Origin of the sequence: Mycobacterium sp. 29Ha (assembly GCF_032883055.1) — a bacterium.
Classification (GTDB): Bacteria; Actinomycetota; Actinomycetes; order Mycobacteriales; family Mycobacteriaceae; genus Mycobacterium; species Mycobacterium gallinarum.
On sequence record NZ_JAMQTI010000048.1, the window covers coordinates 1 to 16153 of the forward strand.

15 protein-coding genes and 1 pseudogene are annotated in these 16153 nt (G+C 63.8%); 9 read left to right on the plus strand and 7 right to left on the minus strand.

The features are described 5' to 3' along the window. A pseudogene (locus tag M1248_RS32610) lies at positions 1-744 on the plus strand (hypothetical protein); the annotation flags it as partial. 33 nt (positions 745-777) lie between these two features. Further along, a complete protein-coding gene (locus tag M1248_RS32615; RefSeq protein ID WP_317150844.1) occupies positions 778-1011 on the plus strand; it encodes a hypothetical protein in 234 nt (77 codons plus the stop codon). Between the two features lie 163 nt (positions 1012-1174). Here the strand turns inward: M1248_RS32615 and M1248_RS32620 are convergent, their stop codons facing one another. Beyond that, positions 1175-1381, minus strand: coding sequence for a hypothetical protein (locus M1248_RS32620; protein ID WP_317150845.1), 207 nt, complete (start codon positions 1379-1381; stop codon positions 1175-1177). A gap of 409 nt (positions 1382-1790) precedes the next feature. Here M1248_RS32620 and M1248_RS32625 point away from each other — a divergent pair, with 409 nt between their 5' ends. From M1248_RS32625 to M1248_RS32635, 3 genes are all read left to right on the plus strand, one after another. Beyond that, positions 1791-2900 carry a site-specific integrase gene (locus M1248_RS32625; protein WP_317150846.1) on the plus strand — a complete coding sequence of 370 codons (1110 nt, stop codon included), beginning with the start codon at positions 1791-1793 and terminating at the stop codon, positions 2898-2900. Then, positions 2897-3244, plus strand: coding sequence for a helix-turn-helix transcriptional regulator (locus M1248_RS32630; RefSeq protein ID WP_317150847.1), 348 nt, complete (start codon positions 2897-2899; stop codon positions 3242-3244). Before M1248_RS32625 ends, M1248_RS32630 begins: the two co-directional genes overlap by 4 nt. Positions 3245-3317: 73 nt before the next feature. Continuing rightward, complete coding sequence (locus tag M1248_RS32635) at positions 3318-4724, plus strand: recombinase XerD (RefSeq protein ID WP_317150848.1); 1407 nt, start codon at positions 3318-3320, stop codon at positions 4722-4724. Positions 4725-4881: 157 nt separating this feature from the next. Here M1248_RS32635 and M1248_RS32640 read toward each other — a convergent pair whose 3' ends face one another. From M1248_RS32640 to M1248_RS32650, 3 genes are all read right to left on the minus strand, one after another. After that, a complete protein-coding gene (locus tag M1248_RS32640; RefSeq protein ID WP_317150849.1) occupies positions 4882-5910 on the minus strand; it encodes a hypothetical protein in 1029 nt (342 codons plus the stop codon). A gap of 85 nt (positions 5911-5995) precedes the next feature. Then, positions 5996-7000, minus strand: a complete 1005-nt coding sequence (locus M1248_RS32645) for a restriction endonuclease (RefSeq protein WP_317150850.1) — start codon at positions 6998-7000, stop codon at positions 5996-5998. Between the two features lie 239 nt (positions 7001-7239). Beyond that, complete coding sequence (locus M1248_RS32650; RefSeq protein WP_317150851.1) at positions 7240-8733, minus strand: HEPN domain-containing protein; 1494 nt, start codon at positions 8731-8733, stop codon at positions 7240-7242. Positions 8734-8906: 173 nt separating this feature from the next. Here M1248_RS32650 and M1248_RS32655 point away from each other — a divergent pair, with 173 nt between their 5' ends. After that, entirely contained in the window at positions 8907-9866 is a 960-nt protein-coding gene (locus tag M1248_RS32655; protein ID WP_317150852.1) for a hypothetical protein, read from the plus strand. A 715-nt stretch (positions 9867-10581) separates the two neighbouring features. On the opposite strand, the gene M1248_RS32660 is transcribed toward M1248_RS32655, so the two are convergent. Together M1248_RS32660 and M1248_RS32665 are read right to left on the minus strand one after the other, a co-directional pair. Continuing rightward, positions 10582-12075 carry a 2Fe-2S iron-sulfur cluster-binding protein gene (locus M1248_RS32660; protein WP_317150853.1) on the minus strand — a complete coding sequence of 498 codons (1494 nt, stop codon included), beginning with the start codon at positions 12073-12075 and terminating at the stop codon, positions 10582-10584. Then, positions 12072-12977, minus strand: a complete 906-nt coding sequence (locus M1248_RS32665) for an FAD:protein FMN transferase (protein WP_317150854.1) — start codon at positions 12975-12977, stop codon at positions 12072-12074. The genes M1248_RS32660 and M1248_RS32665 overlap by 4 nt, the downstream gene beginning before the upstream one ends. Between M1248_RS32665 and M1248_RS32670 the strand changes: the two genes are divergently transcribed. After that, positions 12978-13175 (plus strand): hypothetical protein, encoded by a 198-nt coding sequence (locus M1248_RS32670; RefSeq protein ID WP_317150855.1) that lies wholly within the window; start codon positions 12978-12980, stop codon positions 13173-13175. A 153-nt stretch (positions 13176-13328) separates the two neighbouring features. Here the strand turns inward: M1248_RS32670 and M1248_RS32675 are convergent, their stop codons facing one another. Next, positions 13329-13631: a hypothetical protein gene (locus M1248_RS32675; RefSeq protein ID WP_317150856.1), complete on the minus strand. Its 303-nt coding sequence runs from the start codon at positions 13629-13631 to the stop codon at positions 13329-13331. 134 nt (positions 13632-13765) lie between these two features. Here M1248_RS32675 and M1248_RS32680 point away from each other — a divergent pair, with 134 nt between their 5' ends. Then, entirely contained in the window at positions 13766-14446 is a 681-nt protein-coding gene (locus tag M1248_RS32680; RefSeq protein ID WP_317150857.1) for a response regulator transcription factor, read from the plus strand. Next, positions 14443-15852: an ATP-binding protein gene (locus M1248_RS32685; RefSeq protein WP_317150858.1), complete on the plus strand. Its 1410-nt coding sequence runs from the start codon at positions 14443-14445 to the stop codon at positions 15850-15852. Before M1248_RS32680 ends, M1248_RS32685 begins: the two co-directional genes overlap by 4 nt. Positions 15853-16153 lie beyond the last annotated feature (301 nt).

Sequence of the window (16153 nt, forward strand, 5' to 3'; positions counted from 1 at the left end):
AGCAAGGACGAATCCTCACAGGTCAGGAGTCAACCAAACTGGGGGCAGTCCCATGACTCGCCGATCCCGTACTGGCTGCACCGTGTCCAGATCGAACTGAAACCGGGCGACCTCGCGCCGGATGTCGGTGAAGAGCTCGCTGATTGGGTGGGCAATGTCCCCCTGTCAAAACTTCACGAACGCGGCGGTACGCGCGCGGTCCGCTACGTCAACACTAACGAAGCTGACGGCACGATCTCGATGGCGATCGACCCAGCCGTGATCCCACGCGTGGCCACCATCGCGATCCCTGTCGAATCGGTTGCCGTCGAAACGGCCACGGCCGCCGCAGCATCCGCAAAGGCGGTTACTGCTCTGGCTGAGATAGCCCATCTTCGACCCGACACCACAGGAATCGACGACATGTCGCTGCGCTTCCCATCGACTCTCGGGCGGATGTATCCGGATTCCGCAGATCCAGAGCGCCGCCGCATCGAAGCCACCGCAGAACGGCTCGCCGCCTACAACGGCCAGCGCCGACAGATTTGGCGCGACCTGAAAGCAACTCTTGAAGAAGAGTACCTACCAGAGGTCAACGATCAAGTGCGCCGACGCTTCCACGACGCGCTCCCCCGCACGGACGATCCCGTCGACTACCACCGAAGCTTTCGGTTGATGGCCGCACTGCTAGCCCGCCCTCACGACGTGATTGCCGAGGTCACCCGCGCCCCGACACGCACCATCAACGAGGGGGGTAACCAGTAGAGGAAACACCCGAGTCGCCGGTATCGTCGACACATGCCCGACCCACGAATCGCCGAGACCGACGGTGACGGCGGCGTCGTCCTACCCGGCCACCCCAGTCGCCGATTCCTGATACGAGAGAACGCGGACGGCAGCATCCTGCTGCAGCCAGCGAGTGTCCTCACCGAGGCCCAGTACGAGTACGACGTCACGCCTGAATTGCGTGAACTCCTCACTGCTGCAACGTCATCTCCGACAGTTGGGCGTACTCGACGTTACCGGGGATGAGGCCCGGCCGCCATCAATGGCCGATCGGGCCATCGTCGGTGGGGCGACGCAGCCTGCGGATGGTGAATCACGACCAGTGTCCGCGCTCTCGGCTCACCGCGCGAAGTCCCGGCTGGCTCGTGACGCGGGTGGCGATAGGTGGCACGATTGGTCGGTGCGCGAGTTAGAAGACAAAGGTGCCGAACGTCTTTAACGTGTCCTGGAAGATGCCGAGCATGCCGCCGCGGTCGCGCTGATCAGAGACGCGATGCGGGAGGCTGATCGCCGGTTCGCTGCCGGCACGACGTAGCGTATCGCCCGTCGAGCCGCAACGCCGATAGTCGCTCCCTATGTCGACGCTGTCCCACTCACGCGGATCGCGGTCGACCATGATGGCCTTCGACTGCAATGAACGGTCGGTCGGCTTGCAGGGGCCTCAGTACACGGTTGGTCCGTTCACCGCTTTAAAAGGCCGCATTCGCCGAATCATGTTTGTGGAATAGATGTTCCGCAGCATTCGTGGATAATCTCTATTATCCATGAACAATGTCGCCGTTTTCATCTGATGAATCAACCGTTGCTGCCGCCCATTGGTGTGACCGTCGCTTTGTGGTCGCCGAATGCTGCTGTTGACCACGGCTATTCGGATTGACGGCAGGGTGCGAGCGGGTGGGTCGCTGGGGCGAGGTCCGCGGAGGGAAATTAGCGCGCTCATCGGCGGGGCTTCGACCTGCATCGATAGATCATTGATGCATTGCATGATTCATTGTATCATCCGATGAGACAGTCGGGAGGGTGCGGTGCCGGTCGATAGAAGCAGTCGTGTGTACGTCGTAGGCTCGGTGCCGTTGCTGCATCCCGAGGCACAGACGGTCGAGGAGATGCTCGAGGGGTGGCGCAATCAGCAACTGTGCCGCAACCTCGACCACGAGACGATCACCGGTCGGATCCGGATCGTGCAGCGGTTCGTGGAGGTCACCAACGAGTTCCCGTGGACGTGGACACCGGCGATGGCTGAGGAGTTCTTCGGTGATCTGCGCGCGATCCACCGGCGCAAGCAATCCACCATCCGCGGCTATCAGAACGCCTTGAAGTTGTTCTGCTCCTATGTCAGTCATCCCGATTACGGCTGGGATCGGGTGTGTGAGCTGCGCTTCGGAACACATCCGGCGCAAGTATTCTTCGAATGGAACACCGCTGCGCACGTACAGGACAACGAACAATCACCCCAGAAGCGCGCTTTCACCAAAGCGGAGTTGCAGGACTTCTTCGACCACGCCGACGACCAGGTCGCGCTGATCGCGGCGTCGGGGCGCAAAGGCTGGCTGCCGGCCTACCGCGACGCGGTGATGTTCAAGATCGCCTACGCCTACGGGCTACGGTGCAACGAATTACGGCACCTGCAGACCGTCGACTTCTCCCGCAATCCCCGCGGTCGGGAGTTCGGCCGCTACGGCGTCGTTCAGATCCGGTACGGCAAGGCCAAAAAGGGATCCCCACCCAAACGTCGCAGCGTGCTGACCGTCTTCGATTGGACGCCCGAGGTGATCAGCGACTGGCTCACTCACGGTCAGCCCTACCTGGACGATGGCATCGACCTGTTCCCCAGCGAGAAGGGCGCGCTGGTTGCCGAACGCACCCTGCTCCGTCGATTCCGCCGCTACTGCGACGATGACCTGCAGCTGCCGGGCGGATTGGATCTGCACTCGTTGCGGCGCTCCTATGCCACCCACCTCATCGAAGATGGCTGGGACGCGAAATTCGTCCAGGACCAGCTCGGTCACGAACACGCCAGCACCACCTCGCTCTACACCTGTGTGTCCAGCGACTTTCGCACCCGCACCTTGCGTCGGACACTCGATGCCACCATCAATGAGGCGTTGTCCTTCGACGGCGAGGAGAGCTCGTGAAACGCCAAGTCGACTACACCTGGCGGGTGGCCGAGCTGATGGCCGCGGCCGACATGCACAACAGCACCGACCTCATCCCGCGCCTCGCAGAGCGTGGTATCCAGCTGTCGCGCCCGCAGGTCTACCGCGTGGTTCATCAACGCCCGGAACGGGTTTCGCTACAGATGATGGCTGCCCTCTGCGACATCTTCGGCTGCGGAGTCGAGGACCTGATCACCGTCACCGCAACCGACGTCCGGCGTAAGAAAACTGCAACCGCCGCGAAGTCCTCCGCGCCAAACGTCGTCGAGATGAACAAATCCGTGCGGCCGCGACGCGCCCGTGTGCTCCGCGATGACGATTAACTCCAACCAGCGATCCGCACCACGCGGACGACCCCGCGCCGAAGGAACACCACGCTGCGCCCGATGCGGCCGGATGTGCACCCAAAACCGGACCCCTTCCTGGCCGGACGAGCAGCTCTGCAACAGCTGTTTCTACACCGCGATGCGCACCAGAGGCATCTGCCCGATCTGCGGACACGACGGCGTACTGCCGGGGCGCGCCAACCGCACTGACCCCCAGCCGGTCTGCCTGGCCTGCGCCGGCATTCCCGATAACTACCAATGCACAACCTGCGACATCGAAGGTCAGATCTACCGGCGCGGACAATGCGCCCGCTGCGCGCTTCGCGACGACTTGACTGCTCTGATGGTTACCGGCGCCGCCGACCCGGTGACCATGGGCACCATCGTGGACATCCTCTGCGGCGTTGACCGACCCGAGAGCATCCTCTCGTGGCAACGCTCCCCCCTCGTTCGGGCCCTGCTGACCGGCCTGGCCAAAGGGGACATCCCGCTCAGCCATGACGGCCTCGACGCGGCAGGCCAAAACAGACAAGTCTCACATCTGCGCAGCCTTCTCGAGCACAACGGTCTGCTCCCGCACCGGGATGAACGCCTCGCGCGTTTCCAGTCCTGGCTGGACTCCAAACTAGACGCGATTCGCGAGCCGGCCGTTCGCGGACCCGTCGAACAATTCGCCACCTGGCACCACCTGCACCGCCTACGCCGAAACTCAAAGCCTGGGCAAACCTCCCATGGCCCAACACATTCGGCCAAACAAGAAGTGAACGAGACAATCAAGTTCCTCACCTGGCTGCATGAAACCCATCACCGCACCGCAGCCGCCTGCCAACAGCAAGATATCGACGAATGGTTAGCCACCGGACCGACAACCCGGACCAAGATCCGCACGTTCGTCGTGTGGATCACCAAAAGCAATATCAACACTGCGCTGCACCTCGACGCCCCACAGGCCCGGAGCAGCCGCTTGCTCACCCAGGACCAGCGACTGGCATGGGTTAAAGAGCTGTTGACCGGCGACGCGGCGTCACTGCCGTACCGTGTCGCCGGCACAATGCTGCTGCTCTACGCCCAACCCCTGGTGAAAATCGTCGCCCTGCCCACAGCGGCGGTCGTGATCGCCCCACACGAGACGCGCATATCGCTTGGGGCTGAACCTGTCCCGGTACCTGAACCCTTCGCCGACATGCTCAAAGACCACCTGCAAAACCGGCCCAACCTTCGAACCGCCGGCGGCATGGTCACCAACCCATGGCTATTCCCCGGCCACCGCGCCGGCAAGCACCTCGATCCGCACACCATGATGATGGCGCTGCGCACCCGGGGTATTAACCTGCTCGGAGCACGCAACTCCGCGCTGCAGAACCTCGTCGCCGAGATACCGCCTCCCGTCGTAGCAACCCTGTTGGGCTACAGCCACAACTGCACACAGCGACATGCCCAACTGGCGGCCCAACCATGGGCTCGCTACGTCACCTAGTGGTCACGACCGCATCGTGACTGCACCGACGAATCGGCCGAGTCGGATACGGTGGTTACCGAAGAATTCATCTATGCCACAACAATTATCGCCTGCAACAAGAGTGAACCGATCTCGGTGATCGCGAGTTTTGCGCTAACTCGGTGGCCGCATGCTTTCAACTTCGTTCGCTCGGAAAATCGTGGTCGTCGATGTAGAACGCCTCACCCCCTGTGGTCACCACATGGCGAAAGCCGGTCTGGTGCAGCGACTGCGGTACCCAATGGTGTGCGACACGCGCCACGGCCTGACGGAGCTTCGCTTCGGGAGCGCCAAGGTCCTCAATCGGAACCTCATCGAGGATCTGAATCAGCCCTTCCCACGTTGACCCGACATAGCGCTTCCACAGGTTGAGATTCTGGATCTCAGCGCCTACGAGGATCTGATTGCCGCGAAACTGCGCAACCCAGTAGGCCATCCAGGTCCAGTATGCGGCGCACGCGTTGTAGACGCCCTCCATCACCGTGGCGACAGCTGCCGGGTCCGGCTCCGCCTGGTATCGCGCGTCGGCGGCAGCGAGTTCGGAACCCAGATGACCGAGCACATCCAGGACGTCGTTTACCGACGGCGGCCGCCTCGAGTCGTGCTGCGCGGCGTTCCACTCCGCCCGGTACTCGTCGAGAATCTTGGCCGCGACGGCGTAATCCCAGCGGGGATAGTCGCCGGCATGCCCGCCGACCTCAAATTGGTCGTAGCCCGAGTTGCGCTGGTGCATAGTGGCGTGCTGTGCCTCATGAATGATCGTTTTCCTCATCTGAGCGAGCCCGCGGCGGCTCAGTTGAGGCTGGCCCGCTGGTGTGAAACGCCCCTGGCCGTATGCGTCGACCTCCGTGAGGAAGCCGCTCTCAATAATCACCTCGATACGGCCGTCGGCACGCCGCATCGTCCGGGCCGCGACGGTACCCGTGCCTCTATCGCTGTGGTAGGCGACTCCCCGCTGTCTGCGTTGCACGGCCGAGGCCAAGCCGACTGCCACGACGAGTGCCACTTCGTCGGGGCGGTCCACCAACTTGCCTAGCGTGTCGGCGAGTTCCTCGAACCCTCGCTGCATCGCTTCCGTCGAGGGGTCGCGTCGTAACCCTTCCGCAAAGTCAGAGCGAAACTCGTCGTCGTAGACGATGCGGCACCGCGGCGTACTAGAGCTCACCCAGGAAATTCTGCCAATCGCCACCGACAACCGCGGGATCGGCCGCGGTGGCCGCATAGACACTGCCGGGCTGAGCGGCCCTCAACTACCCGCCTCGGGTGGCCGACTCGGGCGTATCAGTCGCGGGATCAGCGGTTTCGGCCGGGATCTGGATTCCAAGTGTGTCGAAGGTGCCGTCGAGGCGGCCGATTACATCGAATTCGCCCTGGGGAGTTTCTGTGTAGACCAACTGCACTGTGTTGTGGTCACCTAAGGGCGCTGTGCCCGCGGAGAAATATGTTCCGTCGTACTCACCGTGGGCTAGAGGCACATCTGCCACGGTCCATTTGGCCTCGAAAGTAACGATGACATTGGCGATCTCGAACAGTTCTTCCTGGCCCGACACGTGCGAGATCCCTTTGACATACACCTTCTGGCCGTTGGATCTCGGCTCCGGCCCATCGGCTGTTGCGACGTACTTCACTTTGCCATCGCCGTACAGCTCCTCCCCTTTGCGCGCCACCTCCTCCCACCGGTCGTGAGCCCACGTGTGCTGTCGCGTGACATGGTTTACGAGGTCTTCGAACATCGAAGCTTCTGAACCGTCGGCGTACAAAACCGGAACGTTTCCGGGCAGCTCTTGCTGCTGGGTTACACCGTCGCGAGCGATGACGACGATTGCCTTCTGCACGAGGGTGACCCAATGCCAATATTGGGCGCTATCAGCACTGTTGACGACCTTTCCGACGAACTCGGGCGTGACTTCACCGGTCATGATCGTCTTGACTCCATAGCGAGCAGCTTTCGCCAGCGCCGTCTTCGTAAATCCGCTCGACGACACGAGAATTTTCACGTTCGCGCCTAAGTCATCGAACTTCGTACGAGCTTGCTCTACCCACTGGACGTCCTGTGGGCGCTTCCAGTCGCGGCATTCAATAAAAACCGCGCTCTGATGGCCAGAGACCTTCCCGAAGGCCACGACGTCGACCTCCCGACGTTCTTGCGAAGCAATCTCCATCACTTCGACTGATTCGTGCACGGTCGCGCCGTCACTCTTCAGCATGGTCAGCATCGCCACTAGACGCTGAAACTCGTTAGATCGTTTCGGCATGTGGACATCCCTCATAGAGCAAACGTTGACCCCAGGGTACGGCGAAGGTCCGACATCGCCGTGGACACGCTGGACGCTCAAAAGGGGCTTTGCGAAATCGTCCCTCAAGCCCTTCACCCCCCAGGGCGACTAATCCTCGGCGCCCCGGGGACCCAAGAACACGGCGGAATCGAATATGGCGGGTTATCGGAAATCTCTATATTCCGTTGCTGTACAACGGTATTCGCTGATATTGGCGTTCAAACTGGACCCGCGAAAACTCTTGGCCACACTCGGCGCCAGTTCCGCCAGTCGCGCTCGTATCGTTCGTTCGCCTGGGTCGACTCTGCAACTTGCTCAGCGACGGCACCGGCTTCCAGCAACAAGTAAACGGTCAGGACCCAGCGCAGCGATCTCGATATGGCGTGCATCTTCGTGAGGTCGATTCCGCTTCCTTGTGGGGGTAGTCCATGGGCGAGCGCGTTTCGCTGTTCAGTCACCGCGTGTTTCCACCGATTCACCCGGCCCACACAGCCGGGAAGCACCGCGCCAACGCGGGTGGCTAGTGCCTCGATCCGCATCGGGAACGACGGCTCGAAGAGGTACTGGCTCAGTGCCTGTGTCAGTGCTTGTCGGACCTCCTCCGGCATCGTGGCTTTTGCCAGCCCTGATATCCCTTCTTCGACAGTCTCGGCGGGCCATCGCCGCTCATCCGGATTCAGTCGACGGTGCAAGGTCTCCGCAGCTGTGCACAGGTAGAGTGCCTCCGCCTCGACCGTGGCGAACTCACCGGCGTAGGCGGCGGCCAAGATCTGTGGCACCGGGGAGGTCCGCTTCGCCAGATTAAGCCACCGGCCCACAAAGTCGGCGCCGCCAGCCCTGGCCAGGGTAGTCAGAACATCCCCAGCTGCGTCGCGGGGTGCAGCCAGATCGACAATGTGCCCGTAAACATCTGCCGAATCTCCAGTCGGCGTTGAGACATTCAACCGACGCACCCGGCAGTCGGCGCCATGCAAGATCGTCAACAGACTCGTGATCGGAATCGAGACGTCGGACACCACCACCGTGAGTGGCACAGCCCCCTCGAAGGACATCATCAATCGTGTGTCTGTGGTGACACTGATGTCCGGGCCCCCGAACGCCGGCAATGTCGCCCGAGGGTCGAACCGCACCTCCCCCGGTATCGGTGTCGACGTCGTTCCGGTTGCGGCATCTGGCGGGTCATACACAAACGACATAGGGACTCGGCCCCACTCCGCCATCTCCACACGGACGCTTGGCATACCTGCGAACGAATGCAGCCCAGTCACGTCCAGTTCCACCTTGTTGAATCCGGTCTCATCGCTCGAGAGGAGCGCGCCGACAAGGCACCAGTCCGCCGCCAGCACCTCGCGACTGCGCTGTTCCTCTTGTTGCGGTGAAGGAAACCCCAGCAGCTGCCGACTTACGCTGCGCACTCCCCACAATGACACCTCCCCGGGTTGGCGGGCGACAGCTCCGAGAACAACGGCACCGTCAGTGATGCGCTCCTCGGGCGGCCCACCGGCCCACGAACCTGGCCCCCGTCGGGTCCAGGACACAACTGGGTTGAACCCAGGGCTCACTTCGAGTTCGACCGCATTGTTCTGGAAACGCAACACACCGGTGCGCTCCGGCACATCGACTTGCTCGGTTGTGCCGTCGGTGGGAGAACGCGACACCTCCTGAAACTGTCCGATTGTCTCGGCAACCTGATCCGGAAAACGATCGGCCATCACCCGAATCTAGGCCAGGCTGTCCGCAGAATGTGGAGACACGATGCGGCAGCTGGCACGGAGTGCGGCTCAGCCTGGCACGGCTACGTCCGACAGGGTGCCCTGCCAACTCAGGAGATCCTGACACATGGAGCACTATTGACGACGGCGGGTGCAGCGTGGAAGGACGAGTTATGACGTTTGTGATCGCAAAAGTGACCGATCCCGATGCCGGGAAAGTGACATTGTTCTCCGATACCAAGATAACTGACCAAAACGACGACACCTCCAACCGGCAGACGTTAAGCAATCCTGGCCAGAAGGTCGTGATCGTCGACGACGACGTCGTCGTCGGCTTCGCCGGGGACACTCCCGCATCCGCAGTCAACCGGGTAGCCGAACTGCGTGGTCGATCTATTGATGGAATCGAGGATGCGTTACGTTCACTTTCAGCCGAAATGCATGGAACAGCAGGAGCTTCCAAGAGCTTCCTGGTAGTCGCGCGTAAACCCACACCTCGAATCACCGTGATCTCCCGTGGGGAGCAAGAAGATCGAACCGCAATCCAGACCGGATGGATTGGAGACCGCCAAGCATTCAGCGCGTTCAGCGAAGTCTTCCAAGATACCTCGGCGCCGGCGGATCTGGAATTAGAAGATCGATTCTTCACCGCCATGACCGGCCTGATCGCGTGGGAAGACGTCGAGACAGTCGGGGGATACCTAGTTCGCGTCAGCGGAAGGAACGATAAACCCTTTCGCTTCATGCCCGATACAGCCGTCATGATGCCAGACGACATCCACGCCACCATTGTTCAGAAACCGGGAGGGCAGACCACGCTGAAGGCGTCCTTGGCCGAAGGAGCCGATCCCACTCGCCATGTCCGGTTGCCCATTCCGGGAACTGGGTCGACCTATAGCGCACTCGCGCATTACATCCCCGAGGCCAATACTGCATGGCTCCACACCCACGAACGTCCAGGGGACCCGGCGAAGGCACTAACGGTGCACTCCCTGTCGGAACTGATCGAGATCGCGGAGTCCACATACGGTCAGCACCTCGACCCCACCGTGGCTCAACGGGTGCTGCAGGGCAACCACCCCACGCCAAGCATGTTGTACATGCGGCCGTATCCCGGTAACGAGGCCACGTGATCCACAGCATTGCCTCGCGCCGCTCAGCCAGACCGCGGATGTCTGGCGAATCCGCTTCCCGCTGTTCGAGTTGATTGGCCATCGCGCACGAGCAACCCCCTTCCGCATCCCAGCAAACGTTCGCGCCACGCCGCGGTGACTTGTCTCCTTGAGACGATTCGACCAACTGGCAGGACACTCCACTGTCGCCCCAATCTGATCAGGATGCGCCCGCAGTACGGCAATACGGCCGACTCGAATACGGCGAGTTACCGGGTAAGGTCTCTGCAAATTGCGATCAGATGAATCAGTGTCCCTGATGCCCCCATAGTCCGTGGCAAGACCTTTTGCGCGGACTCTGCGGCCGGCGTGAGCGTGGCCATCATCGGCCCGGTCAGCGATCGCAATTCCTTCGCTTCACAACAGTCAATCCTGGCGGTGGCTGGCCAACGGCGGCATGCTTGAGTTGTTCGCCGATCCAACACAGATCGGGTGGCCAAGTTCTGCCCAATCCCGCTGCCGCGGCCCGACGGCGTTCCCCTGGTGCTGCCAACGGTATAGGTCAACGAGGACGACTTGCGGGTCATCGCGCTTAGGGAGTCATCACCGGGTCCCGACGGTGCCAATTCGGAGTTGCCATCGGCCGCCGCTTTCGACGTCGCCGAAACCACTTGCTACGTCAACTGATTCGCGGTGAGGGTTGCTGGCCTGGGCCCAGCACGCTTTCGCTGCTGGCTCATAGATCCAGCGTCAGGTTTCTGCTGTGGGCGCGGGATACGCATGGGTAGATGATGCCTACCGTGTCCTTGTCCTCATTTCGTGCAACGGAGTCCAGGTGTTCGGGCTGGCCCGCAAGCACACGCACTTCGCACGCGCCGCAGATTCCTTCGCGGCACGATGAATAGACGGATACGTTGGCATGTTCGAGCGCTTCTAACATCGATTGGTCTTCGGCGACGTGCACGTGGGCGCCGCTGCGTTGGCAGGTGACATCGATTGGGCGGCGTAGGTGGCGCGCAGTGTGTGCCGCCGGTTTGAACCGTTCGATGTGCAGGCGTGCGGGCGGTAAGAGCGCCGCCAGGGCGTCGGTCATCGAGGCGGGTCCGCAGCAGTACACCGCGGCGTCGCTGTGGGCCAGGAAGGCCGCGAGGTTCGGTCGGGCGCCGGTTTCGTCGCGGGCGTCGATGCTGACCCGCTGTGGCCATCGCTGCTGCAGTTCGTCGGTGAACGCCATGCGGGATCTGCTGGCGCCGACGTAGAGCAGCCGCCATCCCCGATGCGGCGGCAGCGCTTCGATCATCGCCTTGACCGGGGTGATACCGATTCCGCCGGCAACGAACAGGTACTCCTCGGCGGGTTCCAGCATGAAGGTGTTGTCGGGACCGGAGATCCCCAGTCGCATGCCGAAATGAGCGTTGGTGTGCAACCACGCGCTGCCGCCGCGCGACAACGGTGCACGTTGCACGGCGATTCGGTATCGGCGCCGGTCGGCCGGGTCCCCACACAGCGAGTAGCACCGTTGCAACCCGTTGGGCAGATGCACCGAGATGTGGGCTCCTGGCGCCCACAGCAGCAACTCTTCCCCATCGGGCGGTGAGAGGTCGATGCCGAGGACGGCGTCGGCGAGCGGGTAGATCGCGGTGATGGTTAGTGTGCGCCGCGGCGAAGCGTGTGGCCGTCGCGGGGCCGGCAGCGGCGGGGCGGCGGGGGAAGTCAGCACCCGCATGAGCACCGCCACGACGCTCAATCCCAACAAGGTGAAGGCCACCAGCCGATAGCCCCAGGCCCCTACGTCGGTGCCGGACCAGCCGGCGTGGAACGACACCAGTACCACCGCCACGTAGGTGACGTAATGCAGCGCCTTCCAAAATCGCCGGGGCAATCGCGATCGCAGCAGCGAGGACCCGTAGACGGCAATCAGTAGGTAGAAGGCGACGATGCCCAGGACAACGGGCCAAGGCCGGTAGGCCGCTGTCAGCGGAACGAGCACCTGGGCGAGGGTGAAGTGTGCCCAGCTGTTCAGCATCAGCGAGACCATGTGCAGGCTCGTCATGATTAGCGCCGTGCCGCCCAGCCAGCGATGCAGCTCCTGCAGCCATGCCGGGTTGTCGATCGACCGCAGCACCCGCGTGGCCAGCAGCACGCCCCACAACACCGAGCCGGTCATCGCGACCCAGGCCAGCAGGCCACTGGCGCGGGCGATATACCACCACAGATGGGGATCGGTCACGCGAAGTCACCCCAGTTCGCCGTGCGTTTGCGCGGCTGATCGGCGGCGATGATCATCGCGGCAGCACCGATCCGAGGCAGCCACTCCAGCAGTGGATTCGCCTCACGCACAAACGCCAGCTTCGCCAGAGCCTCGGCGCGTGCACCGCTGCCAGCAATGACCGTAGAGGTCAGGGTCGGGGTGAGCGCGCTAGCGCCGGTGGCCGGGTCAATCAGGTGATGGACCAGACCGTCGGCACCGTCCCAGACCCGCACGAGCCGACTCGACGTTGCCACTGCCCCGCGGGCAAGCCGGACCACGCTCACCAGCTCGCCACGGGTGTACGGGTCCTGGATGCCGATTGTCCACGCCGCGGCGTGGGGTGCCACTCCGGCCACCGCGACGTCACCACCGATCTCGGCGAGCACGCCGTCGGCGCCGCGGTCCATCGCGAACTCGACGATCATGTCGGCCGCCAGCCCTTTACCCAGGCCGCCGGGGTCCAGCGTGGTCCCTAGCGGAAGGCGGATGTCGCGATTCACTATGTCGATGCCGGTTACGTCGCCCGGCCACGCCCCGGTCTTGGGCAGAACGGTGCGCCGCGACGGATCGACGAGGCTGGTGGCATACCCGCTGGCCAACAGCTGTGGAAGCGCGGTCGGGTCGAAGTCGCCGTTCGTCACGGCCCACGCATTGATCAGTTCGGTCACCAGCCGTGCTGTGCACGCACGCACCCGTACGGGGCGGCCTTGCGACCAGTTCAGCCGCGACACGTCGCTGTCTTCACGGAATCGGCTCCACGCCCGCTCGAGCTCACCCAGTAGCGCGAAGCACTCATCAAGAAGCTGCGGCGGTCCACCGACCAGGGTGATCGACGCGGTGCCGCCCATCGCCGGGCGCCGTTCGGCGAGCACCGAGTCCACATGGATGCGGGTCGAACTTCGGCCGCCAACACGCGGCCAGGTGGTCTGTGGGCTAATTCTCAACCTCCGGAGGCTTTCGATATCGCGTGGGGCGCCAAGGGTGCAGCGGGTGCAGCGCTGGCGGGCGCGGGGGCAGGAACCGGCGCCGGCACCGCCGCGGCAGGTGCCGGCGCGGTGGGCATGATGGTCGCGGCTTGAGTCCCGCTGCTCCGGCCGTCGTCGGCTGTGGGTGCGACCGGCCGCTGCGCTGTCGCGCTTAGTAGATGGACAATGCCCAGCAGCGCGCCGGCCGATAGCGCGGAGGCGACAAGCTTGGACCATCGGGCCGGCGCAGGTCGCGCAGCGGCCAAGTCAGTCGTCGCGTTCATGTCCAGCCTCGTGCGGTGTGGAGCGCTCGCCCGCATTGTGCTCGTCGTCATTCCGCGGCAACACGGCGGCGGGCGGCGCTGTCGTCGGTGCCGTCGGCACAACCGTTGGCGTGGCCGTCGCCGGCGCAGTCGCGGGCTGCCCACCGCCGGGAACCAATACTTCGTTGGCACGCCCGATGTCTGGTTGGGGCGCGGTGTTCAGAATCCTGGTGTTGACCGCCATCGCCGCCCCGCCGATGGCCAGCACGAACAGCAATGAAGCGATCACCGCCACTTTCGATCTCATGACCTCACGGTAGGTTCCGGCTGGTCAAGGATGGCCGCAGCAAGATCCAAGAATCATCCAAGATCGCGAGAGATCTCGTCGCGGACGCTGCTCGGAACGCATACACCCGGCCGCGGTACGCCGATAATGCGGACGTGCAGGTGCTCGTGATCGAAGACGACGAATCGGTGGCTGCCGGGCTGTGTGACGGCCTTCGCAGAGCCGGCTTCGACGCGCGCCGCGTGGCCACGGGGGCCGAAGCGCTGGCGACCATGGCCGCGTCCGGTCCGCAATTCGTGTTGCTGGATCTGGGGTTGCCCGACATGGACGGCACCGACGTGTGCCGCGCCCTTCGGGCCCGCTCACAGGTACCGATCATCGTGGTCAGTGCCCGCGGCGACGAGATCGACCGAGTCGTGGCGCTGGAGATGGGCGCCGACGACTATGTGGTCAAACCGTTCGGCATGCACGAGCTAGTGGCACGTATCCGGGCCGTCATCCGCCGTACCGGCGGGCCGGACGGTCACCCCGGCCAGCCGGCGACCACCCGCTCGATCGGCCCCCTGACTATCGACCGGCGCACCCAGCGTGTGCATCTGGGCGGGCGGGAGGTGCACCTGACACCAAAGGAGTTCGACCTCCTTTATTACCTCAGTGAGGATCCCGGCGCGGTTTACCGGCGATCGGAGATCCTGCATCAGGTGTGGGGCGCCAGTTGGTACGGCACCTCCAAGACCGTCGACGCGCACGTGGCCGCCATCCGCAAGAAGCTCGGCGACCCGCGGTGGATCGAGGCGGTTCGCGGCGTGGGCTTCCGCATCGGGATCTCGTCGTGAAGTGGCGGCTGATGGCCGCATTCATGGCCGTCACCTGCCTGGTCGTGGTGGTCCACGACGTCCCGCTGGGCAACTACCTGCAGCGGGTCGAGCACGAGCGCATCGTGACGGCGCTGGAACGCGATGCGTTTCTGCTCGCGGGTCGCAGCGAGGAAACGCTCGAAGCGGCCGCGACACCGGATCCGCGCGTCGTAGCCGATGTACACCGATACCGGCAAGCCAGCGGAGCGCGGGTGGTCGTCGTCAACGCCGCCGGCGACGCCGTCGTGACCTCAGACGACGATCAGTCCGCCGCCGGCGGCTCCTACCGGTCGCGCCCGGAGATCGAGACGGCGCTGTCGGGCGACATCGCCACCGGACAACGTCATTCGGTCAGCCTGGGCACCGACCTGCTCTATGTCGCGGTGCCAGTCGTCAGCGGTGACCGGGTGCTGGGGGCGGTGCGTCTGACCTATCCGACGCAGGTCATCGCCGACAAGGTGCGCGGGCAGATACGCATGCTGTGGCTGATCGCCGGCATCACGGTGCTGCTGGCGGGTGTGGTGGCGTTCGTCCTCGCCGGCACGGTCACGCGCCGGCTGCAGCAACTGCGCCGCACGACCGAACTGCTTGCCGACGGACGGCTCGACGCGCGAACCTCACAACGAGGCGGGGCCCCCGAAATCCGCAGCCTGGCAAGGTCGGTAAACCAAATGGCCGATCGGATCGAAGATCAGCTTCGCCAGCAGCGCGCATTCGCCGGCGACGCCTCTCACCAGCTGCGCACACCGTTGACTGCGCTGCGCGTGCGATTAGACAACGCCGCCGACCTCGTCGAGGCCGACCCCGAAGCCACGCGTGAGACCGTCGCGGCAGCCCAGAACGAGGCATTGCGCCTCCAGCAGATCGTCGATCACCTGCTGGTACTCAGTCGCGCCGACGACGCGGCGATCCCGCGGCAGGAGATCGACCTCGCCGCCCTTGCCCGCGCGCGCGTCGAACAATGGCAGGCGCTGGCCGAGGAATCGGGGGTACACATCGTCGTGACGGCTCCAGGAACGGCCCTCGTGTTGGCTGTGCCCGGAGCCACCGAGCAGATCATCGACAATCTCATCGACAACGCCCTGGCGGTCGCCCCGCCCGACACCACCATCGAGCTGACCGTCGCAGCGGCTGTCGGTAGCGATGCCGTGGATCTGCACGTACGGGATGAGGGTCCCGGCATGTCTGCACAGGACTGCGCTCGAGCCTTCGACCGCTTCTGGCGGGGATCTACAGACACCGCCGGCAGCGGACTGGGCCTGGCCATCGTCGCCCGGCTCGCCCAAGCCAGTGGCGCCACCGCTGATCTGACGCCACGCCCTCACACCAGGACCCGAAGCGGGCTAGACGCGCATGTGCGGTTCGAGTCGTCCGCCCACTCGTAACGCCCGAGGCTCGCGCTGTCCCATCGGATGCCGGCGCTAGCCATGGACGAGTTGCCGACAAGGGCGGTGACCAGCATGGCCAGCCCGCCCCCCATAACGATAACGACGCACAACGCGGGTCGGCCAGCGCGGTTCCGGCGATCCAGGCGCCCACGATGCCGACGGTGGCTAGACGGTGTGACGAGGCTGGGGCCTCACTGCATGTGAACGTGGGTTGCCGACAGGAATCGGTTGCGTCCAGCAGAGTGTGGACTACCCCAGGTTTTGTTCCTACTCGGGTGCGAGGGCCGGGGTTGGCTGA